This window comes from Aquimarina sp. AU474, from assembly GCF_900312815.1.
Classification (GTDB): Bacteria; Bacteroidota; Bacteroidia; order Flavobacteriales; family Flavobacteriaceae; genus Aquimarina.
In genome coordinates this window covers 331,691-355,368 of sequence record NZ_OMPE01000008.1, presented here as the reverse complement: position 1 = coordinate 355,368, position 23,678 = coordinate 331,691, and the positions used below count along the sequence as shown (strand labels likewise).

General features: G+C 32.6%; 22 protein-coding genes. 13 read left to right on the top strand and 9 right to left on the bottom strand.

Translation table 11 applies throughout. The features are described 5' to 3' along the window. Nucleotides 1-85: 85 nt before the first annotated feature. From DK508_RS11395 to DK508_RS11365, 7 genes are all read left to right on the top strand, one after another. Entirely contained in the window at nucleotides 86-772 is a 687-nt protein-coding gene (locus tag DK508_RS11395; protein WP_235016383.1) for an SDR family NAD(P)-dependent oxidoreductase, read from the top strand. A 28-nt stretch (nucleotides 773-800) separates the two neighbouring features. Next, complete coding sequence (locus DK508_RS11390; protein WP_109300886.1) at nucleotides 801-2,066, top strand: RNA polymerase sigma factor; 1,266 nt, start codon at nucleotides 801-803, stop codon at nucleotides 2,064-2,066. A gap of 41 nt (nucleotides 2,067-2,107) precedes the next feature. After that, nucleotides 2,108-2,464 (top strand): YciI family protein, encoded by a 357-nt coding sequence (locus DK508_RS11385; RefSeq protein WP_109300885.1) that lies wholly within the window; start codon nucleotides 2,108-2,110, stop codon nucleotides 2,462-2,464. 171 nt (nucleotides 2,465-2,635) lie between these two features. Continuing rightward, nucleotides 2,636-2,956 (top strand): DUF6660 family protein, encoded by a 321-nt coding sequence (locus DK508_RS11380; protein WP_109300884.1) that lies wholly within the window; start codon nucleotides 2,636-2,638, stop codon nucleotides 2,954-2,956. Between the two features lie 62 nt (nucleotides 2,957-3,018). Next, complete coding sequence (locus DK508_RS11375) at nucleotides 3,019-5,226, top strand: TonB-dependent receptor plug domain-containing protein (protein WP_370443842.1); 2,208 nt, start codon at nucleotides 3,019-3,021, stop codon at nucleotides 5,224-5,226. Nucleotides 5,227-5,358: 132 nt separating this feature from the next. Further along, nucleotides 5,359-5,763, top strand: a complete 405-nt coding sequence (locus tag DK508_RS11370) for an ester cyclase (protein WP_109300882.1) — start codon at nucleotides 5,359-5,361, stop codon at nucleotides 5,761-5,763. A gap of 18 nt (nucleotides 5,764-5,781) precedes the next feature. After that, nucleotides 5,782-6,264 (top strand): hypothetical protein, encoded by a 483-nt coding sequence (locus DK508_RS11365; protein ID WP_109300881.1) that lies wholly within the window; start codon nucleotides 5,782-5,784, stop codon nucleotides 6,262-6,264. A gap of 22 nt (nucleotides 6,265-6,286) precedes the next feature. Here DK508_RS11365 and DK508_RS11360 read toward each other — a convergent pair whose 3' ends face one another. Then, a complete protein-coding gene (locus DK508_RS11360; protein ID WP_160114658.1) occupies nucleotides 6,287-7,393 on the bottom strand; it encodes a hypothetical protein in 1,107 nt (368 codons plus the stop codon). Nucleotides 7,394-7,515: 122 nt separating this feature from the next. Between DK508_RS11360 and DK508_RS11355 the strand changes: the two genes are divergently transcribed. Next, complete coding sequence (locus DK508_RS11355) at nucleotides 7,516-8,778, top strand: hypothetical protein (RefSeq protein ID WP_109300879.1); 1,263 nt, start codon at nucleotides 7,516-7,518, stop codon at nucleotides 8,776-8,778. 414 nt (nucleotides 8,779-9,192) lie between these two features. Beyond that, nucleotides 9,193-9,453, top strand: a complete 261-nt coding sequence (locus tag DK508_RS21105) for a hypothetical protein (protein ID WP_160114657.1) — start codon at nucleotides 9,193-9,195, stop codon at nucleotides 9,451-9,453. 24 nt (nucleotides 9,454-9,477) lie between these two features. On the opposite strand, the gene DK508_RS11350 is transcribed toward DK508_RS21105, so the two are convergent. From DK508_RS11350 to DK508_RS11330, 5 genes are all read right to left on the bottom strand, one after another. Beyond that, complete coding sequence (locus tag DK508_RS11350) at nucleotides 9,478-10,230, bottom strand: toll/interleukin-1 receptor domain-containing protein (RefSeq protein WP_109300878.1); 753 nt, start codon at nucleotides 10,228-10,230, stop codon at nucleotides 9,478-9,480. A 132-nt stretch (nucleotides 10,231-10,362) separates the two neighbouring features. Continuing rightward, entirely contained in the window at nucleotides 10,363-11,184 is an 822-nt protein-coding gene (locus DK508_RS11345) for a hypothetical protein (RefSeq protein WP_109300877.1), read from the bottom strand. Then, complete coding sequence (locus DK508_RS11340; RefSeq protein ID WP_109300876.1) at nucleotides 11,181-11,423, bottom strand: hypothetical protein; 243 nt, start codon at nucleotides 11,421-11,423, stop codon at nucleotides 11,181-11,183. Before DK508_RS11340 ends, DK508_RS11345 begins: the two co-directional genes overlap by 4 nt. A gap of 171 nt (nucleotides 11,424-11,594) precedes the next feature. Beyond that, the gene (locus DK508_RS11335) at nucleotides 11,595-13,361 is read right to left on the bottom strand and encodes a hypothetical protein (RefSeq protein WP_109300875.1); all 1,767 of its coding nucleotides are present in this window, start codon (nucleotides 13,359-13,361) and stop codon (nucleotides 11,595-11,597) included. 360 nt (nucleotides 13,362-13,721) lie between these two features. Then, complete coding sequence (locus DK508_RS11330) at nucleotides 13,722-14,075, bottom strand: hypothetical protein (RefSeq protein ID WP_109300874.1); 354 nt, start codon at nucleotides 14,073-14,075, stop codon at nucleotides 13,722-13,724. A gap of 112 nt (nucleotides 14,076-14,187) precedes the next feature. Here DK508_RS11330 and DK508_RS11325 point away from each other — a divergent pair, with 112 nt between their 5' ends. From DK508_RS11325 to DK508_RS11315, 3 genes are all read left to right on the top strand, one after another. Beyond that, nucleotides 14,188-14,397, top strand: a complete 210-nt coding sequence (locus DK508_RS11325) for a helix-turn-helix domain-containing protein (RefSeq protein WP_109300873.1) — start codon at nucleotides 14,188-14,190, stop codon at nucleotides 14,395-14,397. 267 nt (nucleotides 14,398-14,664) lie between these two features. Beyond that, nucleotides 14,665-15,777, top strand: a complete 1,113-nt coding sequence (locus DK508_RS11320) for a hypothetical protein (RefSeq protein ID WP_109300872.1) — start codon at nucleotides 14,665-14,667, stop codon at nucleotides 15,775-15,777. Nucleotides 15,778-15,820: 43 nt separating this feature from the next. Then, nucleotides 15,821-16,876: a hypothetical protein gene (locus DK508_RS11315; protein ID WP_109300871.1), complete on the top strand. Its 1,056-nt coding sequence runs from the start codon at nucleotides 15,821-15,823 to the stop codon at nucleotides 16,874-16,876. 51 nt (nucleotides 16,877-16,927) lie between these two features. Here DK508_RS11315 and DK508_RS11310 read toward each other — a convergent pair whose 3' ends face one another. Next, nucleotides 16,928-20,173 carry a M14 family zinc carboxypeptidase gene (locus DK508_RS11310; protein WP_109300870.1) on the bottom strand — a complete coding sequence of 1,082 codons (3,246 nt, stop codon included), beginning with the start codon at nucleotides 20,171-20,173 and terminating at the stop codon, nucleotides 16,928-16,930. A 334-nt stretch (nucleotides 20,174-20,507) separates the two neighbouring features. Between DK508_RS11310 and DK508_RS11305 the strand changes: the two genes are divergently transcribed. Further along, complete coding sequence (locus tag DK508_RS11305; RefSeq protein WP_109300869.1) at nucleotides 20,508-21,389, top strand: hypothetical protein; 882 nt, start codon at nucleotides 20,508-20,510, stop codon at nucleotides 21,387-21,389. A 32-nt stretch (nucleotides 21,390-21,421) separates the two neighbouring features. Here DK508_RS11305 and DK508_RS11300 read toward each other — a convergent pair whose 3' ends face one another. Both DK508_RS11300 and DK508_RS11295 read right to left on the bottom strand, forming a co-directional pair. Then, nucleotides 21,422-22,186, bottom strand: coding sequence for an SDR family NAD(P)-dependent oxidoreductase (locus DK508_RS11300; RefSeq protein ID WP_235016381.1), 765 nt, complete (start codon nucleotides 22,184-22,186; stop codon nucleotides 21,422-21,424). 128 nt (nucleotides 22,187-22,314) lie between these two features. Beyond that, nucleotides 22,315-23,658: a S41 family peptidase gene (locus DK508_RS11295; RefSeq protein WP_109300868.1), complete on the bottom strand. Its 1,344-nt coding sequence runs from the start codon at nucleotides 23,656-23,658 to the stop codon at nucleotides 22,315-22,317. Nucleotides 23,659-23,678: the final 20 nt, after the last annotated feature.

Genomic DNA, 23,678 nt, shown 5'->3' with positions numbered 1-23,678 from the left:
AATCAAAATTCACCTAATTCTATCAAGGCATAGATAATAAATACTCGTATTTCCTTTAAAATATCCCTAATTTAGTAGTTCAAATTTGAAGTGTATACCTATGCAAAAAAAAGTATTGATTACTGGGGCCAGTAAAGGCATTGGACTTGCCTTATCTAGGCATTTTTTAGCCCATAATTATGAGGTAATTGGCACTAGCCGTACTGGAAAAATAATCGAAATCACTCACTCATCATTCACACCTATTGCATTAGATCTTTCCAAAACCGATAGTGTGGCAAACGCTCTTAAAGAGCTAGAGAGCTTGAAGGTTACCTTTGATATTTTTATTAATAATGCAGGCATAGGCCCAGATCTAAATTATACCGAACCGGAACAGGATACTTATTTAAAGACTTTTGAAGTGAATACAACGGGAACAACATTTTTTATAGAAAAAATGATTTCAAATATTACCAAGGAAGGAAAAATTATTATTATCTCTTCCAAAATGGGTTCGATAGAAATGTGTTCTTCATCATGTTCTGTCGCGTATCGTATGTCGAAGGCTGCTTTGAATATGTATTCGAAAATTTTAGCTAATAAACTCAATGGTTTTCCAAAAGTAGCGGTCATACATCCAGGTTGGGTACGAACTATGATTTCTGGTGACAATACATCTGGCCGATTATCTCCTGAAGAATCAGCCCTAGGTATATTTGATTTTGTAATTAGCGATTTCGATAATAGTGCTTTTTGGGATATTGAGACACAAACCCACCTTCCATGGTAATCATCAAATATTAAATGAAGTATGTGCCATGAAAAACCAAGAAGATAACACTCCTAATATATTAACAGAACATTTTTTCAGAAATGAATATGGAAAATTGGTATCCGTCATAACCAGATATCTAGGAACACATAATGTAGAAACTGCAGAAGATATAGTTCAAGAAACTTTACTCAAAGCTGTAGATCATTGGCAACAAAATGGAATCCCTCAAAACCCACAAGGATGGTTATATACTACAGCAAAAAATCATACCCTAAATATTTTAAAGCGTAACAAACATCAAACTACTTACAAATCGTCACTTCACTCCGAACAAGTAGACAATAAATTAAAGGAGTTCACAATATCGAATGAACTTATTGATGATGAACAATTAAAAATGATGTTTGTATGCTGCCATCCATCAATTTCTGAAAACTCGCAGATCACATTGATTTTAAAAATCTTATGCGGGTTTAGTATCACAGAAATCGCAAATGCTTTCTTTACAACAACCGAAACTATTAATAAACGTCTTGTTAGAGGTCGTAAACAATTAAAAGAAGCAAAGATCTCCTTTACTATCCCAAAAGAAATTAATGAATCTTTGGATATTGTTTTAAAAACTATTTATCTACTCTTTAATGAAGGATATAGTCCATCACAACAAAATAAAATAATACGAAACGATCTTTGCCTAGAGGCTATTCGATTGGTTGAGTTATTAGCGAACAACTCAGCTATTAAACAAAAATCAAAAATTCATGCCTTACTCGCATTGATGTACCTTAATGCTGCTCGTTTTGAAGCTCGGGTTCAAAATGGTATTTTGATAGAAATGCATAAGCAAAATAGAGAATTATGGAATCTTTCTTTGATGAATAGAGGGATTCAATACTTAAATCTAACGGTTGAAGACAATGAAGTTTCAGAATATCAAATATTAGCCACCATATCAGGACATCACTGCGTATCTCCCAGCTTTGAAAACACCAATTGGAACGCCATATTAACTTTGTATGATAATTTATTGACCCTGAAAGATACACCTCTGATTAGATTAAATAGATGCATTCCTTTGGCAAAAGTAAAAGGTAACAAAAAGGCAATTACCGAATTGGTCAACCTAAATAATAATTCTGATATTGAAAATCATTACCTCTACCATGCTACATTATCAGAATTGTATATCCAAGAAAAAAATATAAAAAATGCCCAAAAACACTTATTAGATGCCATTTCGAAGTGTAAAAACCCAAGAGATATACATCTATTGGAAAAAAAATTAAAAAAACTGGTCCCTATTAGCTAAGCTCAATTGTTATAAGGGTATATAATCAAAAATACATATTAATGAAAGAATTTATGTTATTTATTAGAAGTGAAGAGGAACCAAAAGCTAACCTCTCTCCAGAACAATTGCAACAACATATCGAAAAAGTTGGTGGATACATTAAGAGCTTGATGGAAAAAGGGCAAATGAAATCTGCTCAACCTTTAGAAATGGAAGGAAAAATATTATCTTATAAAAATGGAAAAATCATTGATGGTCCTTATAACGAAACCAAAGAGATTATTTCTGGCTATTACCACCTACTTGCCAAAGATTTGGATGAAGCAATAGAAATTGCCAAACAAGACCCTAGGTTCGAAGAAGGGATTTGGCGTGTCGAAGTCCGCCCAGTAAAAGTAGTTGAAGGTATAAACTAAACTATTTTAGAATATATAATAACGACACATTAATCCCTATCAATTAAATACAATAATTGATAGGGGTTTTAATATTAAAGACACATCTTATAATTTTGTTTCTTGTAAACAGAATTATAAAACTTCTTTATTCGCAGTGCTATTGCACATACATATCACTATCTTTGTATCATGAAAATGATAGCATGTATCTTATCGATCTATTTTCTTGCATTAAATCTTATACCATGCGAGGATAATCACATGCCTTCTGATAAGGAGAAAATTGAAATCACAAAAGAATCAAATTCAGATCATAGTCATTCCGAAACGGAGTTATGTTCTCCTTTCTGCCAACAGTGTCATTGTTGTCACATTCATATAGTAAACTTAAATCTAATTGCTTATCCATTAATTACTCCTCCTAACAGAATGAAAACCTTTTCATATACTGATCCAATTGGTAAGGATATTAAGGATACCATTTTACAACCACCACAAAGTGTAGGTTAATTATCACGATAGATAATCAATCATCTACAACACTTATTTACTATATATTTAATTCATAATACATGAAAATATCACATATGGGCTTATCGCTCATCATATGGCTATGCTTATTTGCAAAACCAACTATGGCACAAGAAGGTCAACAACAAACTCATACCATAAAAATAACAGTACTGACCGAAAATGAGAAAGAGCCTCTTTTGGGAGCTTCTATATATATAACGAACATAGAAAAAGGAGCAACAACCGATTTTGATGGTATAGCAACATTAGAAAATATACCAGAGGGTGAATATCAAATACAAATTTCTTTTGTAGGTTTTAAAACTATAATCACCACCATGCAAATTCCTTTTAAGGATATACCTATTTTTTATATTCAAGAAGATGAAAATACTCTTGATGCCATAGTACTCAAATCCACTCGAAGTACAAGGACTATACAACGAATTCCAACACGAATAGAGTTTATTGGTGGCGAAGAATTAGGTGAAAAAACGGCTATGAATGCTACCAATATCTCTATGGTTCTTAGAGAAAGTACAGGTATACAAATGCAGCAAACCTCATTAAGTAGTGGTAATAGTAATATCAGGATACAAGGGCTTGATGGTAGATATACACAATTACTTAGAGATGGATTTCCATTATACGGGGGGTTCTCTAGTGGATTAAGTATTTTACAAATTCCCCCCTTAGACTTACAACAATTTGAGATCATAAAAGGTAGTTCTTCTACATTATATGGTGGAGGCGCCATTGCTGGTTTAGTGAATTTGATCTCTAAAACTCCTAAGGAAGATCCGGATCTTGATATCATGTTTACGCAAACTCATGCATTAGGGAGTACTGCCAACGTGTTCTACGGAAAACGTAATGAAAAATGGGGAGTTACACTTTACGGATCAGGCCATTACCAAAAAGCCTATGATCCCGAAGATGATGGTTTTAGTAATTTACCGCAAACCTACTCAGCTACGTTTAATCCCAAACTATTCTACTATCCATCAGATAATTCGACATTTTGGTTAGGACTTAGTGGTAGTTATGATGATCGCCAAGGAGGAGATATTATTCTTATTGAAGAAGAACAAAACGGAATTCATCAATATGTTGAAGAGAACCTATCCAAACGATTAAGTAGTCAGGCCGTTTTTGAAACTCAAATAGATACGTTAAGTTCATTAACATTAAAAAACAGTATTGCTTATTTTGATCGAGATTTAGTTATTCCCGATCTTACTTTTAAAGGAAAACAATGGAATACTTTTTCTGAAGCCACATATCAAAAACAAGGTAAAGCAATGGATTGGACTCTAGGAGTAAATTTATATACTACAGATTTTGATGAAGACGAAGGTAATCTAGAACGCGATCAAAGAGATATTACTGCAGGTGTATTTGCCAATACTATTTATGATTTTTCTGAATCTTGGATATTAGAAACAGGTCTTCGCGCAGATTATGCAAGGGATTGGGGATGGTTTCCTTTACCAAGAATTTCACTATTATTTAAATCTGGCACTGCATTTTCGAGCAGATTAGGTGGTGGACTCGGATATAAAGTTCCTGATATTTTTACTGAAGAAGCTGAATTTATCAATTTCGAAAATGTCTTAGGTATTGATAAAGATGCACTCGAAGCAGAGCGATCATATGGTCTCAATTTTGATTTCAATTATCAAACTCGTTTATCCAATGAAATAGGTTTTTCTATTAATCAATTGTTTTATCTTACTTCTATTCATAATGGATTACTGCTCAATAGCACAAATACTAATTTGTTCGAGTTTGAAAATGCCCAAGATGAAATATTAAGCAAGGGAGCAGAAACTAATATTAAATTTACGTACAAGGATTTTAGATGGTTTTTAAACTACGCTTTTATTGATACTCGCTTAAACTATCTGCCAGGAAATCCACAAAAACCTCTTACTGCAAGACACAATGCAGGGAGTGTTTTTATGTATGAAAACGAAAAATGGCGTATTGGCTTTGAAACCTATTATACGGGAACTCAATTATTATCCAACGGGACAAAAACTACAGATTATATTACTTTGGGATTATTGGGTATTCGTAATTTTCACTGGGGAAGTCTTTTTGTGAATTTCGAAAACTTTACCGATCGAAGACAAAGTAGATTCTCTCCATTGGTACTTCCTCCTCATGATAATCCAACTTTTCCTGATATCTATGCCCCAACCGATGGTTTCATATTTAGTCTAGGGGTCATTTTAAAACCTTTTGGAAACGAAAGTCATCATTAGGAACAGAGAATATTGAAACACAATTTGACACTAATAACGCATACTAAATATTTAAGTATGCGTTATTAATGTTTCTAAAAGGATAAGTGTTATTTTTGAATCAAGGCCAAAATTAGATCTAAAACACGTACTATGGAAAACTTAAAACATAAAGCCCAAGAGATCATCGATATTTGGAATCAAAAAGATATTCAAGCTCTTCATAAACTGTATGGTGAACATACTACTTTCTTTGATCCCTTATTAAATGATAGCATTAAAGGAAAAACTATTTTAGGATATGCTCAAGGTATTTATAACGCGTTTCCAGATTTAGAATTTGTGGTTAAAGGCATAACGGCTTCAGAAAATTTGGCTATGGTAGAATGGATTCAAAAAGGCACAAATACCGGAGAAATTATGCAAAAACCAGCCACAGGTAGATATATTGAGATTCCTGCAGTAAGTGTTATCAGGTTTGATAAAGGTTCTTTCGTTTCTCAACGAGACTATTGGGATTTAAGAAAACTATGGAACGATTTATTTCAAAAAGTGTAACCTTTTCAATAAAAAATAATGAAGCAACTATTGTATACATTAATTCTATCTTTAATATTTGTTTCTTGTAATTCATCAAACGAACCTAAAGATTTTGATAAAGATTCGGTAAAAGAAAGCGTTCTTTTAATGTTTGATAATTATCACTATGACATTAAAAAAGAAGGGCTCACTGCCGAATTCAAATATTTGGATTCGTCTGATGATTTTTTCTGGGTACCCCCCAGATTTACTTCTGCATTATCCTATGATTCTGTGAAACATATTCTTGAAAAAAATGCAAAAGCGTATCAAACCGTATCATTTGATTGGGATACGATTACTATTTTTCCGCTCACTCAAGATATTGCTAATTTTTCTGGTATTGTAAATAGCCATATGATCGATACCTCTGGAGTTTCTTCTAAATTTAAAATCATTGAATCAGGAACTCTAATTAAACGTAAAAGTGGTTGGAAACTATTAAATGGCCAATCTGCTATATTAGATACTGCGCAATAAAATTCTAAAACGTAAGAGTCCTCTAGTTTACCCTTATCCCATTGTTATCTTTAAATTTTCCGGTTATTAGCCATCCACCAAAATCTTCGGATACTGCCACTAATAGTATGTTTTTTCCTTTTTTAAGATGTAAATACACCGCATCAAATAAACCAATAGTACCTAAATATCTATAATCTCTTGAACGCCATCTATTATTCCCCTTATAAATAGGCTCATTATTTAGGATAACTACTGCTCTATCACTATAACCAAAGTCAAATAGTCTTAGTTGATCTTTATCTGAGTCGATCGTAATTTTAGCAAATACGGTATTTTTTTTAGTGCCATCTCTTAAAACGGTTTGTCGTGCAATATTTGCAGCCGTGCCTTCTTCAACTCTAATTTTTTTACCCCAAGATCTTGAATTAATTAAGTTTTTAATCCCATCTATGTTTTCTAATAAAGTTTCTTCAAACATATCCGAAACTTCCCATTCCGGAATTAACCCATCAATTGGTTTTCTTTTAACAGGATTAAAATCTATGATTTCAGATTTACTTTTGTCGATGGTAAGATTAGCATAATGCATAGGTGCTACTCCTCCTCCACCTATTGCTATTTCTCCTTCTTTAGGTTCTCGTATAAGATTCCATGACAACTGAGGCACAGCAGAATAATCCAAAAATAATTGAGCTCTACGACCATTTATCACAAGTTTTACATGAGTCCAATCATTATAATTGTACTCATAAGCAACAGAATAACTCGGACCAAAATACAATTGCCAGGGTGTGATACCATTAATCACTGGTGCCGCTTGATTAGCATCAGGCTTACCGGATAAGTGAGCCCTAAGGTAAAATGACTCCATATTATTTCTATCTACAGCTCTAAACCGAACACCAGGAAAGCCTTGTCGATTGGTAAGATATACATCAAACTCTATCGTTCCGTTTAAGAATTTTGTATCTTTTAAAAAAGCTAAGCCCCTTTGGATATAAATAGCATCTTTACCTTTATATTTTTCCAAAATGTACGTTTGAGCATTGATTTCCAAATGCACTGTATCTAATGGAATTTTTTGTTGAGCATTTGATTTAGAAGTAAAGGACATACATATGAGTATGAGTGTGATTAACCTGATCATGAAAATAAGTTTTTAGATTTTCTGCAATTTCTATTCTATTATACTCTATATGAAAACAAGTTCGTGCAAGTTGATTCAATGTTGTTCAAGTCATAATTTTTCGTGACTTTTGTTTATGAAATATGAATACCTATCCAGAACATAAAATAGTACAAAAATGCCTTCAAGAAATTGAAATACAACTTGATTGGGGGCCTTCAGATAAATGGCACAATGACGTGTTTATTGAGCTGAGTGAAATTATTCAAGAGAAAACACAAATACTACTAAGTCCAACAACCTTAAAGCGAGTTTGGGGTAAAGTAGCTTATAAAAGTGCTCCTAGTATAAGCACTTTAAATACGCTTTCGAAATTTGCAAATTATGATAATTGGAGAGATTTTAAAAATAAAAACAATACCAAGAGATCTTCTTGGTTTGAAAAAAAAGTACTTCAGCATATAGGAATCATAGCCACAGCCGCTGCAATAATGACCATTGCTTTTATTTCTTTCTTTTCTATGATCGGATCAAAAAAAGATCCTATCCCACCAATAGATCTTTCAAAAATATCTTTTGGAAGTCAACCAATATCCAATGGGTTTCCTAATTCTGTTGTTTTCAACTATGATATAGGTACTATCTCCTCTGATAGTATTTATATTCAACAGTACTGGGATGAAACCAAAACCATTAAAATAAAACCAAACCAGAAACAAGCAACAGGAATATATTATTTTCCTGGTTACTTTAGAGCAAAGCTTTTGATTGATGGACAAATTACCAAAGAACATGATTTATTTATTACATCCGATGATTGGATTGGAACAGTAGATTATGAACCGGTCCCAAAATATATCTATACAAAGGATATAATGCATATGAACTTGTCTCTTCCAAGATTGGTTATTGATGAAATCAAATCTAATAAAGAGCCTCTTACTTCTACTTTTCACCTAGTAAAGGATTTTAAAGTCCCCGCAAATAATATACATATTAGCACATCTGTTAAAAACTCCTACCAAGAAAAATGGGCAGTTTGTCAAACCTTAAAAATTTATGTACTAGGCAGTACAGGGGCATTCGTTATTCCTTTTTCGATCCCTGGCTGTGTATCAGATATTAATTTAATGCTAAATGATGTCTATTTAAAAGGAAAAGAAAATGACTTATCCGCTTTTGGAACAGATTTTTCTGATTTCAAAAATATCGATATCAGTATTAAAGAAAAGAAGGTTACTGTTTTTATAGATAATAAAAAAATCTATTCTACATCCTATCATGAGTCTTTAGGAAGACTAGTGGGTATTCGGTATCGCTTTTTGGGAGCCGGAGAAGTAAATTATCTTAAAGTCAACCAATCTGAAACGGAAACAGTTGTTTTTGATGACAATTTTAAAAGATAAAATTAGTTATAACCTATGCCTCAATCAATTACCCTCTAATTGACATATAAATACATACTGTAATCACACAAAAATTTGGCGGTATCCACTTTTGCTTTTTTAAGATAATAGCCGTAAATTTGCAGGGTAACAATATATAGAAATCATGATACAATCATCCCTACTTTCTGTTTTGTTCGAATCTTACCATAGGTCATAGATACAAAGGCCTAACAGGGTTTTGACCAAACAATTTTTAGAATTTTATTACCATTATATTTTAAATTAAATCGACAATTTTAGATCGTTAAAAAGCGTTTAATAACTCTTTTTGTATCACCCTATAAAAACAAGTAAAAAACAACATATGAAAATCACAAAATACGGCACACAATTTGATATTTAAATTAGTATTAATTATTAAATCATTTAATCATGTACAAACCAAATTTAAACATACGATTGAACCGTCCTCCAGGACGACTGGCAGTGCATCAATTTTTGATTGAACTTTTTAACAAACTTGTCGTCTGGCGCAGAAACGTAGATGATAGTACATTTTGTTTTGGAGAAACGTTAACATCTTCAAAATTAGAAAAGAAAAGTTCGAAAAGTATTGATGGCCAAATGTACTCGTATTTGAGTTGGTTTGCTTTAAAATCCGTCTCGCTCAGGACGTTAAACTGGAGAAATTAAGGTAAGCCAACCAAGTATTGTAATTTAATCAATTTGTGTATTATGCTCTTTCATAAAAGCATAACCAAATTCTGTTAACTTATAATGATTTACTTTGTTCACCTTAGTTTTATAGATAATCTCTGAAGTTTCTAATTCATGAATTATCTTAACAACATACTTTCTTTTTTCAATCTTTGAAATTACATAGACATCTTTTATAGATAACCCTTTATCATTGGTGTTATTATAAAAAATATTCATAATAAGAACTCTTAAAAAAGATGTTCTAAGGTCATCTATTGTTGTAACAGTGCCAGAATTATGAAGCAGCGTCTCATGCGTATTAGATGCCAATACTTTTTTAATTTCTCGAGTTACTTTTACAAAAAGAGCATCTCTTTGACCTTCAGTCATACTCACCAAAGGCTCGGAAGGTGCGTTAATAGCCTGAAATTTTGAAATAGCATCTATATCAGAAAACATGCAATGACTAACGATGATGATAAAAATATTAGCCCCTTCGTCTTTGGCCATACTTAACAAAGCGGGTAACTCTTCATATCCTATAAACTCTGAAGAAATAAAATTAGCGCTTACCAGTAAAACTGCTACCTTGGTATTATTAATAGCATTATGTATTTCACTACGCCAATCGGCTCCAGCTTCTATTCTTGAATCTTCCCATATTGTAAATTCGTACTTTCGTTCTAAATAACTAAGATGTGTTCGTAGATAATCTAACCATTTAGCATCTTTCTTGCTATAGCTTATAAATACACCTTGTCTTTTGCTCATACTGTTTCTTTGAGAATAACGAATTTCTGAATTGAATATTTAAATATCGTCATATTGCGAGAAATAAATGACAATAATAGATGATTAAATATAATTAGAATCTTTTCCATATTAAAATAGAACATCTACGTATTATTTTGCAAGTGTTACACCAAAGCTAATCGCATTATTTCTTTTAAATAAAGGCTCCTCTTGTCCGTTAGAATAAGTAACATTAAATCCTACATTTGGCGTAATGTATATATCTAATTTACTACTGAAATAAAAATAATTATCATCTTGATTAATTAGTGGGTTATCCTCATAAACATAATTATATTTAAGCGAGCTAATCCAGTTTACTCTTCTATATTTTCGTTCTTTAGGTGATATTGCATTCCAAAAGTTCATTTTTAAAAAAAACGGAATAGTAAGTCTACCATACGAATCGGTTTCAAGTTCTATCTGATTCCTGACCCCATTGGCATTGGTTACTCCAGACCAAACATCTATCAAAATATCGTCATTCAAGAATTCATATTTAAAATATGCGTTAATAGACAAATAATGTAGATTGTTTTTAAATGTCTTATCTGCAATCATTTCGGGAGATCCTTCTAGATAAAATGAGAAAATCCCGATATCACTTTTCTTAAAATCATATACCAAACCTATAGGTACACCTAATGATATATTATTAGGAGAGCTAGAAACACCACTACCAATATTTACATCTATAGTAGGTTTTATGTAATATCCCCAACCTTTGGTTCCTATAACATCATTTACAAAATAATAACCTCCCGCCCTTTCACTTTGACCAGGGATTCTATTCAAATCCAAAGTTAAATTAACCGTTGTAGAATCATTGGATACAAAAGTTTTTCCGTATCCAATAGAAAAAAGCTTTACTTGACTATACGAACTAGCGCAAAGCAAACAAATGACTAGTGTAAAAATTGCTCTTTGTATCATATCGTATAGGAATCAACTTTAACAACAATATCAGCTATCTTTTTTATACTCACGAAAAGTTCATTTGTTACAGATGTAGTATCTATTTCCTCAAATTTTCGTTTAAGTTCTCTTGCTAATCTATCCGCCATAAAAGAAGAAATGAATTTATCTATAGGGTCTGATAATTTTATCTCATCAAAAGAAAATCTACTGTTTTGAGCTACTACTTCTTTAACACCTCTTTCTGTTCGGGTCATTTAAATTTAGTTTTTAATTATTATGCTCTTCTACAAAATTAGTTAATCATTGGTTATAAAAAATACCCAATCCACGGTATATTTTAGCAGATATACTCTGCTTACGTTAATATATTGATTTGTTAATACTTAAAATTTAATATCAAAATTTTATTAAAATAAAATAACATGTTACACTACTAAATCTGGAACCACAGATTCTAGGTAATGTTGCGTGAAATATTTACTCAAAAACATATCTGTATTATTGTAAAAAACCCTATCTGCAACCTCTGCAGCTGTTTGTCCTAATAAAAATCCTTGAATTTCTACACCCGAAAGTTCGCCCTCTTTGCGCTCATTATCGCCTAAGGTTATAATCTTATAATTATGATTATCAGGATGGTCATAATTGTCAATGAAATTAACGATATCCATTTTAAAATCTGTAAGATCGGCCGCAGTATCATAATGATCAAAAGGGTCAACTATTCCATCATTATCACTACCTAAACCTATGATTTTCCAGGCATCTTTTTCTTCTATTTTAGACGTTACTCTATTTTCATTTTCCACTCGAATAAAATTGAGATTTACTTTTACAATATGAAATACATTAGTAAGAAACATTTGTACATGAAGCTTTTTCAATTTTTTTCTGTCTTTACCGGCTTGTTTAATTTTTTTTCTGAATTTACCCCCTGGCATTCGACCATCGTGCATACATATTCCTATCAAACCATCAGATTTAAAGGTTTCTATAATATCCTCGTTGGTAATATTAATATCATACCTACTCACAAATGAGTGCTTATCCGAAGGTCTCGAATCGATTTCTTCCTCAGCCTTTTGTAATGTCGAAATACCACTTACAGCTGTATGACTACTAATAATAGGGATGTTTTCATGTAAAGAATCATCTTTTCTAATCTCATTAATCATTTCATAATAACGTCTACGAGCTTTTATAGACATGTGTTTGGTATCTATTAAAATTCTTGGACCATGCTCTCTTGATAACAGGTATTCTCTGATAAGTTTTTCACCAAAAGAAGTTATTCCTGTATTCATTCCTGGTAATTGATTAAAAATATCTTTAAATCCAGGTTGTATAAATTTATGATCTGCAAAACTAGCCGCATGACCTGCAACTAGACTATTAAAATGATGTGAAAGCGTAATAAAAAAAGGCGGGTATTTTTGCTTCTTTACCTGCACTATATTATTTGTAAATTCCCTTTTTAAACGGTTTTGATCATTATCCGATAGGTCATCAATACTATTCGCAAACAAAAGATTACTTCGTTTGTATTTCGCAAAAGAATGAATCCCTTCTACTGTAAATACACCACATATAACATCTTTATTTTTTTTAGTTTGTAATTCTTCATAATTCTTTACCAAACAAAATTTTGGAGTAACACCGTCTTGTGTATTAGGAGAAGTAGTATTATCGTAATTAAAAATAAAGTCGCGTTCTTTAATATATTCATCATAATATTTGATGTATTCTACACCATCTCTATGTATTCTATCAATTACCTTTTGCAACCACTCTAAAGATCCCCCAGATAATAGACTACTAATTTTGACATCAATTTTGATACCCCACGGGTATACCTTTTTTCTAAATAAAACTTTAAGAGCAAATCTATGAAATCGCTTGGCTCTAGAAAATGGTCTATCCGGTCGTAAAAAAGGTCGTTCGAAAGGGTAAATTGAGCAAAATACTAGTCGATTCCCCCCTTTATAGCAATCATCAAGATTAGATTGCGAAAAAGTAGCCATCTTTTTTAAAACTGCATTTATGATCCATTTCCTAATGCTTATTGTTTTAAAATAATCCTTTGGTTCTTTATTTCTGCCATGAACCCATATATTCTTGAACTGCTCTTTATTCCTAAAAGGTTTAATACTAGGATGGCAGTGTAAATCGGCAATTGGTTTTTTATGTGTCATGTTAACCCTATTTAATTAATGTATATACACTTTGTATTAATTAAACATATTGTCATCAACCACGCCTAGGGCAAAACATTTTGAAGAAGGACATTTACAAACATCTAATATCGATTACTAAGAATGATACGATGTTCTCAATTTATTAATACATATATGGGGTAAACATGACGATTGAAGTAGGTTAAATGTACCACGTTTTTTTAAAATACACCAATTTCTTAATCCAAAATAAGCCAAATTGGAGTAGATATTATATGGAATCAAGAAAACGTTACACAAATCAATAAAAAAAAAGGAAAACAACTGTGAAGCCGTTTTCCTTTGCATAAAGGTTAGTTCAGGGTATTGATATATATTTTAATTCTCTGCTAGTAGTACATATGCACTGGTTACAGGAGAAATACTATAATCTTTAATATTTTTAACATCTTTCAAATGTTTCTCAGCCTCCATAAAAGCGGTTTCTAACGCGCTTAAGTCTGAATCTTTATCCACAACTATTGTTTTAGAAATCACACTACCATTGGTGTACTCGATATTAATTTTCCACTTCTTTACAGAGTGAACATTTTTATTTTCAAAAGTTCCTTCTCCTCCATCTTTTTTCTTTTCGGTAGCATTTTTCTCTTTTGAATTCGTAGGCTCTGTAGATAATGATTTAGCGTTCCCGAAGGTCACACAAAACAACATTGTTGCTAATAAAAGTTTCATAGTTGATGATTTGAATTTGTATTTCACGAATATACATATAAATTTTTAATATTCAAGTATTTTTTTAATAAAAATTTATTTGTATATTTGATTCCTTTTTACTTATTTTATTATGGTTAACAAGAAATTAAAAAAGCTCTTAAGAAAAAGTAAAGGAGCAAAAACAGTGTACGGTATATCTAAAGCTCTTGGGGTTAGCCCACAAGCTGGAGATTATGTCGTGAAACGAAAAAATTTGGTTAAGGACTTTGAACGATTACAAAAAATCGCTGATTATATGGGAGTCGAAATAAAAGATATCCTTGATCATAAGGAGCAATAAATTAATATGTGGAAACAACATTTCGGTTATTGAATTCTTTCTTTTTAATCCTTCTGCAAAACATCTACTACTCCACTATTACGATTTTTAAGAAGTAAGTCATTACAACATACATCCCATTTTTCTAAAGTGTTCTTTATTCTATATTGTATTTCTTTAAGATATATTTAATACGTACTACATAAAGATTTTGTTATTTCTTTAACTGTAGACGCACCACTTTTTATCTACTTTTAGAATCAACGATCATTCTATAATTCTTATCTCATGAAAACATTAATAACTTTCGTTGTTCTTCTGACATTATTTTTCACAAAGAGCATAGCAAATGACATTTCTTCTCTTAAAGAGAATTTTAAAACTGGAGACCCTGGTATTACCTCTATCAATGCCATTACTTTTGGCCCTGAGAATATCCTATTTATTGGAGATAGCAAATCGGCACAAATCGTAGCCCTTGATGTTAGCAATCATTCGGAAGTCGATAATTCTAAAGTAAAAATTGATCAATTGGATAAATTGATTGCGGATAAACTAGGGACAGCATTAGATCAAATACAGATCACAGATATGGCTGTAAATCCAAAAAATAAGAATATATACATATCAGTTTCGCATAGCTCGGGTTCTCCGGTACTCTTTAGGATTGAAAACAATTCTTTAAGTCCAGTGGATTTAAATAATGCTTCGTACAGTAAAATAGCTTTGGTAGATGCCGTTACCAAAGATGCTAAAGATAAAAGAGGTAGAGCACTTAGAAAATGGGCTGTAGCTGATATAAAATATGCTTCAGGAAAAATATTCTTATCAGGATTGAGCAATAAAGAATTTGCTTCGACTTTTCGATCTATTGATTTTCCTTTTACCGAAAAACAAGATTATGGTTCTTTAGAGATTTATCATGCTGCACATGGTAAATATGAGACTCATGCTCCTATTAAAACATTTATCCCGACTACCATAAAAGGTAAATCTCATATTGTAGCGGCTTATACATGTACACCTCTTGTTGTTTTCCCTACAGATGATATCAAATCTGGCCAACACAATAAAGGGAGAACAGTTGCCGAGTTGGGTAGTGGCAATTCTCCATTAGACATTGTTGAAGTAAAAAGTGATGAAACTCGATATCTTCTTATTTCAAATAGTAATAGACCTTTAATGCGTCTTGATTTTTCTGATCTTGAAGCTTTTGATAAAACAATGACCACTCCCGTTACCATAAAAGGAGCCGCTGAAGGGGTTGCCTATGTTAATATGCCCTTTGTAAATGTACAGCAATTAGATGCATATGGTGATAATGGTTTTGTAATCATACAAAGAGAATCTTCGGGTAATCTTGCTTTGAAACAAGGAAGTAGTTGGTGGATTCAGAAATAAAGTATACTGTTTGATTCATTTAAAATAGTCATACCCATAATGCATGAGAAATCTCATCTGTATTTTAATAGTCTTAACTCATATTCCAGAGATATTAGCACAATCATCTCTGGAATTTAGTTTTAATAAAGAATCTATCTCAATATCTAGATATTCTAGTTCGCCTGATATCGTTAAAATATATCGAGGTCATCTAACCGAAAAAGAAATTAAAAACACCTCTGCCATTTTGGGGCAGATTGTTGTTAATCTTGATAACCTTCAATTCGCACCCATAGTACCTTTTAGCATAAATCAAGAATACACAATAGTATATGACGATTTTATTGAGTATTTTAAGATTAATATACCTAAGTCTTATTCATATCTAACGGTAACATCTGTCTATCCCTCGGCCAAAAAAATACCCGCAAATATTCTTAAATGGTATATTCAATTTTCTGAACCCATTAATGAAACCTGGGTATATAAACACGTACAATTTAGAAATGCTCAAGGAGATACCTTATCAAGGGCTGCTCTTGCATTAAACAACGCCCTTGTGAGTGATGATGGTAAACTTTTAACTATATGGGTAGAGCCAGGAAGACAGAAACGTGATCTCATTCCTAATAAACAGTTAGGAGCGGTTTTTGAAACTGGTAAATCATATACCCTATGGATTCAAAAAACGCTAAAAAACAAAGATGGCACCCCAATGCAAAACGATTATGTGCATTATTTTGAAATTGAAAAAGCAGATCGAAAACAACCCGAAATAACCACGTGGACAGTTGATACTCCTATGCCAAATTCGATATCAGATCTAACCGTACACTGTAACGAATCACTAGATTATGGTAGCATTATACATAGTCTTGCCATACAGGATAAAAACGGTAAAGAAGTAATGGGTACATGGACATTACAAAATGCAGAAACTATATTAAGTTTTACTCCTCTCCTGCCTTGGATTGCTGATACGTATAAAATTATATGTAATTCTAGAATCGAAGATTTGGCTGGAAACAATTTAGAAAGAATGTTTGATCAGAATATTGAAAAACCTTCGATCTCGAATCATCCAAAAAACTATACTTTAGATTTTATTATAGAATAAAAAAGACTTCAATTGATATTGAAGCCTTTTCTTAAAATAGATTCGTTTCTACTACATTTTAATAAATCGTATGGATCTTGTTTCTTGATTACGTACTATTTCTATTATATACACTCCTTTAATCAAACCAGATACATTAACATTATCCTCGATCATTCTACCCTTCATCACCGTTTGACCAATATAATTTGATATACTATATTCAATATTTTCACCTTTTATTCCACTTAAGTACAAGTAATTATCATATACTGGATTTGGATATAGTGAAATTTGATCCAACGCAATTGTCTTTGCTATATCGTTTCCTTTGGCAGAAACAACACCACCAATATTAACCGTATAGTCTTCAACTTCTCCATAAGTAAACGTTTCGCAGGCTGTAGGAGCACTATTATATTTCATAGATACTCTCATTCTAGTCTCTCCGGACAAAGCTGATGTTGGTATAGTAAAATTATAAGATTGATCCGTGCTACTTGATGTAGATTCAGAAACGATTTGCTCAGAAGATTCAAAAGTTCCATTTTTATTATAATCGATCCAAACAGCCCAAAATTCTGTGTATGAAGTATTTGCAAACCCGACGCTTAACGTAATTGTATTTGCTCCATATGGCAAAATAGCAGCTGCCAAGCTTGTAAAATCACTATAACCCGAAGTTGCTGTAGTTGGATTACTCACACCTCCTAAAGCAACTAAATCGATATACTCAAAATTTATATTATTTCCTTGCGAAGCACAATAGGTAATATCCCCTTCAAGCGTAGTAGCGCTAGCGGTATTACTAGATGCAGATGTATTACCTGCTCCATCTTTTGCAACTACCGTAAATGAGTACGCCGTATTAGGCGTTAAACCAGATACCACACTAATCAAACCACTACCAGTTGTACTATCAATCAAATTAGTTCCTTGATATACATCATAACCCACAACCCCGATGTTATCACTTGATGCTTCCCACGAAAGCGTAATGCTCGATGAAGTTATATTAGATGTAACAAGATTAGTAGGAGCCGATGGTGCTTCGTTATCTGGAGTTGACGATTCTATTTTAATATTATCTATAGCCATATCACTTCTCCAACCGGAGCCCGTGATACCTTTAAACTGTAATTTAACTACTGACCCACTATAAGCCGAAATATCTAGAGAACCTTGATTCCAAGAATTTCCTTTATTACCACTCTCTGACCAGATCGAAGTATAGGTTGTTCCATCATCTGTACTAACTAATACTTCCATACTTCCCATGGTGGCACCGTACATATGATATCCAAACTCTAATGATGCACTTGCAAATGCCGACAAATCGATACATGGACTGTTAAGAATTGCTGTTTTGTTTGGGCTACCCGGAGGGTTACCGCTAGTAGAAGCTTCTGTAAACAAATAAAAAGCTCCATCTTGCCCTGTTGATGGTCCTGTTGTGTTTGAAGGTGTACCCCCCGAATCACGTGTCCAATTAATATCATCTCCGGTAGCATTGGTCCAAGCGCCAAGTCCAGATTCAAAACTCTCTACATAAGGAAAAGCATTAATTCCAGCACAAGCTGGTATTGCCGTAGTTGTAAAGTTTACAGAAGTACTATACGGGGAACTTGATCCTCCTGCACAATTACTTCTTACTTGAGCTTCATAATCTGTAGTTGCAGATAGACCTGTTATATTTATTGAATTATTGTTAGAAGGTACCGTAGTCCAATTCGTATTACCTATCGCTCGATAGCGTACATCATATGTTGCACTAGAAGTACCTTGCCAGCTTATCGTAGCTGATGATGATTGAACATTTGTAGCTGACAAACCTGCTGGAGCTACTCCTCCTATTGGAGTTAACTGCACATCTTGAATAACTGTAGCATAATCCGCAATACTTATTCCTGTTAACGTTAACGTTTCATAACATTCAGCCTCGTATATAATATTATAAGTTCCAGCTTTTATGGGCCTATAATAATCTCCTTCGGGTAACTCTGTAGGCACCCATGATTCGTAATTTTCTTTTCCAACAATAGTAACCTTGGCTTGTATTGCTTGATTAGTTATTGCATCTGTAACTACTCCTCTTATCCCATAGTTTACCTGTTTAAGAAAAGCTATAAGTGCATCCTGATTGTAGTTCCAAAAATTTACCAACTGATTTGCTGCTGGAGTTTTGGCATCTGATAATTCTACGGTCACTTCTCTTCCTTTGTGATTATAAATCTGATAATCCTGTCTTCCTCCTTGTACTTCATACCAAGCAAAACCATTTGTGATTCCATTATTTAAGGCATCAAAATACCCTGATGGACTATTGGATTGGCATAGATCTCTATACTCTTCAGAAACATGAATAAAATAATCTTCATCTGGATGTGCACCTGCATACGTATCCCACGGATAGTTGATTAGTTCGATACCACCATGAAAATTTGCTGATAATACAAAATGTTTTGTACTTGCAAAATTCATAAAAGCCAAAGTCTCTGTTTGATAAGCATTACCATCAGGATTGGCGCCATCATCGGGATCGGGATAATTTCTATTTAAATCTACATTATTTGCATTTCCTCGAGTTGCATTGGCTACAGATGTGTTTCCTGGGCTATTTCTAAAAGTACCATCAGGATTGGCTAATGGGTTTATCCACACTTCATTATTATCTAATAAATTTTTGATTTCTGCATGTCGAGGATGACTTGTATCATTATAAGTTTCTAATAAAAAATCAATTAGATTAAGCATCATAGGATATCCTGCTATTTCATCTCCGTGCATAGATGACGTATACATAACTCGGGGTTCTTGTTCATTTGCATTAACGTTGTCTGATAGTTTCACAAATAGTAAAGATTTATCTCCCTCTGTGGTAGCTCCTATATCTTCAACTTTACATAATGTTGGATTACTACTTGCAAAACCACTCATCATATCCACATAATCCGAATATGTTGGATAAGCAGTTAGTGGAAAGCCTGGCGACTTACCTGTAAGATCAGATGTCATCGTTCTATACCCAATCACATTATCTTTGGGATGAACATTAAACGTTATTTTCTTTTGTAAAAAAGAAGAAAATTGTGTCGCATTTGCCATTACCTTAACGATATTGGTTTGCTCATCAAAATGAACAATAGACAGTTCTTTTGTAATGGTACTCAATGATGATTTATCATTTACGACAAAATCAAAAATCACTTCTCCTTTAAGGTTAAGATAGGTGTTGGCTAGTTCTTTTGCACTTTGTTGTGCAAATACGGGGATACTTATGGCGAATGCCAAAAGTATCAGGATTGTACTTTTTTTCATGGTTTTAAGAGTAAATTAAATTGAGTTAATGATTAGGTTTTAAAATTGTGTAAATATTTAGTTATTTAAAGGTACTATAATTCTTTAGAATAAAAAACATCAACTTAAAATACTGGTAATAAAACAAATAACAATAAACCTCTCTTGACAACTATTCAAAAAATCAATACAATTTTTATTTTCATCTTCATATTATTTAAGTAAAATACGTATCTTAGAAACATATTTCACCCCTCCTAAAGCATATCTTTTTGAAAATCTTATTGATTATCAAATGTGTGTGATTTCATTTTAACAATATATAATATAACCAACTTAAAAAATACATTGCATTATGGCTTACGATGATCAATTCTTGAAAGCTGTTCAAACACATTTATTATTTCATAAAACTATTGAACAGGATGAAACAGTAACCAATAGAAATATAAAAAATCAAATTTTCGAATTTCAGGAAAAAGCAGATATCTTTACAGATGGTATTATAGGGCCCGAAACATTATGGGAACTTCAGTTTCCATTTGTTACCAGTACTCAAAAAATGAACTGGGTTCGTTGTGAAGCTGATAAAATTAACGGGATTGAAGGTTTTAATAATTTCATTTTACGCGAAGATGCCGCTCGACAATATAATTTACTGAGACAAGAAATTGTAAGTCTAGGTGGTAAAATTACTAGTAGTGGTGGTAAACGTTCTTTACATGCCGGTGTTAATCAGCATAGATCAGCAAAATCTATGCATTATGCTGGTCTTGCCATGGATCTTTCTATAAATTCTGGATTCTTTTCTCCAAAAACAGATCCTTTTGTAATGGTAAAGAACAAAAGTAATTCTAGCACTAGTTATTGGCAAGTGTATTGTAGAGCCAGTGGCGGAGATTTGATTGAGATTGAAGCAACATACTGGGATAGTTGGGGTTCTGGTAAGGATAAAAAAATGAAGATTAAAGATCGATTTATTGATTTCACTACAATAGCCGATAAATATGGGTTTCATCCCATACCTCCCAGAAGAGGATACCTAAGATCTAGTAATAAACAGTATTTAAGTTCAGAATGGTGGCATTTTCAAGTGAATCCATTACTTATTCCAGGGTTTTCGCAATTTGGTATTGAGTTATTAAAAATAGAAGATTATACTCCTGAATTTATTCGAATGCAAAATCGAAGTATTTGGGAAAATAGAAAATCAATATTTAGAAAAAATTGGTGGTAAAACTACTGCACCGTTTATACTACTATTAATAGTTATCGTATATGACTACCGGCGTTCATATCTATAGTGGCTCCGGTAGCATGATCCATATGACCGCTACACATTAGCGCAATAATAGATGTCAGATCTTCTGGTTTTGTTAGTTCATTAAGTGCTATTTCGTTAAGTATTTTTTCTTCGCCATGATCTTTAATGAAACTCTCTGCCATTTGTGTGCGCGTAAATCCAGGAGATAAAATAAAAGACTTAATATTGTGTTTACCAAAAGAACGTGCTACACTTCTTGCTAATGAAACCATTCCTCCTTTTGATGCGGCATAACCCAAATATTCTTCGGTTTCTCCCCTAAAAACTGCTCTACTACCTACATAAATAAACCTTCCGCCTGTATGAGTCATAAAATGATCAATTCCTAATTTGGTAAGTAATCCAGTTGAATTTAGATTAATATCTATGGTTCTTTTCCATGTAGAAAACCAATCAGCAGTAGTATTAGCTATTGGATGTTGCATAAAAACACCTGCATTTAAAATAACGCAATCAATTTTTCCGAAAGCTTTTTCTACCTCTTCAAACATGGTGTACACTTCATTTTCGATAGACAAATTTGCTTTAAAAGCCCTTGACCTCGTTTCCTTATAGTTTTGTACAAGGGTATCGGCCGATTCTTTATTCGTATTGTAATGCACAGCAACCTTTGCTCCCATTTTCATAAGAAACTTAGCTGTAGCCTTCCCTATCCCATCAGAAGCTCCAGTTAGAAGTACTGTTTTATCGCGTAAATCTATTTGTACCATGACTCGTATTTATGATAAAAATAAGAAATGTAAAATCACATAACGTCTTTAAAAACAAAAAAACCAAATCCGTATGGGATTTGGTTTTAAAACAAGAACTAAAAAGCATCGCCTAGCCTTATTATAGGTTAATTTTGGGTTTCAAATTTCTTTAAATTGTTTTCAAAAATCTCTAATTGTGCATCCTTATGTTTTGTTGCAGTTGCTACTGCTTTTTTATAATTTGCAAGAGCTAGTTCTTTATTATTATTTCTGGCAAGAGCCTCTGCGTAACTATCGTATACATTGGCAGATTCGGGAAACAATAATGTGTTGGCTTTAAAAAGAACAATAGCAACATGATTCTTTGCATTTTGTAAATAAGAATATCCTAAATTATTAATTTCTCCCTCATCAAGCATATTTACTTTTAACAGCGTTTTTAGATTAGCAAGAACATCAGTATGGTTATTATTGGAGATGTTTTTATCTGTTATCTCATTTATTGCTTTTTCTAATGGCTTATACAAAGCATTACTATAATTTTTCCCCGAAGTTTTTGACAGTTCTTTTGCTTTATCCAAAGCAAGATCAGCAGACATTTTTATATCTGGTTGTACTCCCGTTCCTTCCCAATTAGTTTTAGTTATTGTATTGACTGTTCGAGCAAAAGGAATACTAATTCCAAAATCGCTATTCTCTATCTGATGATATCTTGTGGGGTGAGCTCCTCCTCCTGTAACCTCTCCGATTATAATAGCTCTTTCTCTACTTTGCATTGTATACGAAAAATCTTCAGCACCAGAGAAGGTTTTTTCGCTTGTAAGAATATAAACCGGAACTTCGGGTCTTTTATTACCATTTACATCTGCAACCCACATTTCTTCGGTATGATCATGTACACGTGCATAGATCGTATTTAATAATAGTTTCTCATCAAAAAAATAGCTGGATAAGTAATTTACCGTATCAGGACTGCCGCCGCCGTTTCTTCTCATGTCAATAATTATTGCATCTGCTACTCCCATTTCTTTCATCACTAAATCTATTTTGGCTCTATGCTGTGGTGAGCCACCAAAAAAAGCAAGGTCTATATATCCAATATTATCATCCATAAGCTGAAACCCTCTAAGCATAGGAGTTCTATACCTTCCAAAATTCTCGGTAAATTCTATTTTAGATTTTTTTGAAACTTGTCTTGATTTTGTATATGAAAACCTAAGATGTTTATCCTTAGTGATTTTACGCAGTTCTTTTGTTAGTAATGTTGCGAAATCATTTGGAGTTGTATTATCAAAAGCCCCGTTTTGTACCAGCTTATCCAGATGTGCATTCGTTTCTTTTGCTTTATCCAAAAAAATATAATTTTTTTCTAAAAGCTCTTTAACCTGATTAATGGTTGTAGTATATGATGATTGTCCGTAATTGATTGATTGAATTAAAAAAGTAACTATAATAATAGTAAACTTTATGAATATGATGATCTTTCTCATGTCATAAGTAGTATTAGGTG

What these genes read in the sequence shown, in the direction of transcription:
- DK508_RS11390 (WP_109300886.1), top strand. Translation starts at nt 801, where the DNA reads ATGAAAAACCAAGAAGATAACACTCCTAATATATTAACAGAACATTTT.
- DK508_RS11385 (WP_109300885.1), top strand. Translation starts at nt 2,108, where the DNA reads ATGAAAGAATTTATGTTATTTATTAGAAGTGAAGAGGAACCAAAAGCT.
- DK508_RS11380 (WP_109300884.1), top strand. Translation starts at nt 2,636, where the DNA reads ATGAAAATGATAGCATGTATCTTATCGATCTATTTTCTTGCATTAAAT.
- DK508_RS11375 (WP_370443842.1), top strand. Translation starts at nt 3,019, where the DNA reads ATGAAAATATCACATATGGGCTTATCGCTCATCATATGGCTATGCTTA.
- DK508_RS11370 (WP_109300882.1), top strand. Translation starts at nt 5,359, where the DNA reads ATGGAAAACTTAAAACATAAAGCCCAAGAGATCATCGATATTTGGAAT.
- DK508_RS11365 (WP_109300881.1), top strand. Translation starts at nt 5,782, where the DNA reads ATGAAGCAACTATTGTATACATTAATTCTATCTTTAATATTTGTTTCT.
- DK508_RS11360 (WP_160114658.1), bottom strand. Translation starts at nt 7,393, where the DNA reads ATGATCAGGTTAATCACACTCATACTCATATGTATGTCCTTTACTTCT.
- DK508_RS11355 (WP_109300879.1), top strand. Translation starts at nt 7,516, where the DNA reads ATGAATACCTATCCAGAACATAAAATAGTACAAAAATGCCTTCAAGAA.
- DK508_RS21105 (WP_160114657.1), top strand. Translation starts at nt 9,193, where the DNA reads ATGTACAAACCAAATTTAAACATACGATTGAACCGTCCTCCAGGACGA.
- DK508_RS11350 (WP_109300878.1), bottom strand. Translation starts at nt 10,230, where the DNA reads ATGAGCAAAAGACAAGGTGTATTTATAAGCTATAGCAAGAAAGATGCT.
- DK508_RS11345 (WP_109300877.1), bottom strand. Translation starts at nt 11,184, where the DNA reads ATGATACAAAGAGCAATTTTTACACTAGTCATTTGTTTGCTTTGCGCT.
- DK508_RS11340 (WP_109300876.1), bottom strand. Translation starts at nt 11,423, where the DNA reads ATGACCCGAACAGAAAGAGGTGTTAAAGAAGTAGTAGCTCAAAACAGT.
- DK508_RS11335 (WP_109300875.1), bottom strand. Translation starts at nt 13,361, where the DNA reads ATGACACATAAAAAACCAATTGCCGATTTACACTGCCATCCTAGTATT.
- DK508_RS11330 (WP_109300874.1), bottom strand. Translation starts at nt 14,075, where the DNA reads ATGAAACTTTTATTAGCAACAATGTTGTTTTGTGTGACCTTCGGGAAC.
- DK508_RS11325 (WP_109300873.1), top strand. Translation starts at nt 14,188, where the DNA reads ATGGTTAACAAGAAATTAAAAAAGCTCTTAAGAAAAAGTAAAGGAGCA.
- DK508_RS11320 (WP_109300872.1), top strand. Translation starts at nt 14,665, where the DNA reads ATGAAAACATTAATAACTTTCGTTGTTCTTCTGACATTATTTTTCACA.
- DK508_RS11315 (WP_109300871.1), top strand. Translation starts at nt 15,821, where the DNA reads ATGAGAAATCTCATCTGTATTTTAATAGTCTTAACTCATATTCCAGAG.
- DK508_RS11310 (WP_109300870.1), bottom strand. Translation starts at nt 20,173, where the DNA reads ATGAAAAAAAGTACAATCCTGATACTTTTGGCATTCGCCATAAGTATC.
- DK508_RS11305 (WP_109300869.1), top strand. Translation starts at nt 20,508, where the DNA reads ATGGCTTACGATGATCAATTCTTGAAAGCTGTTCAAACACATTTATTA.
- DK508_RS11300 (WP_235016381.1), bottom strand. Translation starts at nt 22,186, where the DNA reads ATGGTACAAATAGATTTACGCGATAAAACAGTACTTCTAACTGGAGCT.
- DK508_RS11295 (WP_109300868.1), bottom strand. Translation starts at nt 23,658, where the DNA reads ATGAGAAAGATCATCATATTCATAAAGTTTACTATTATTATAGTTACT.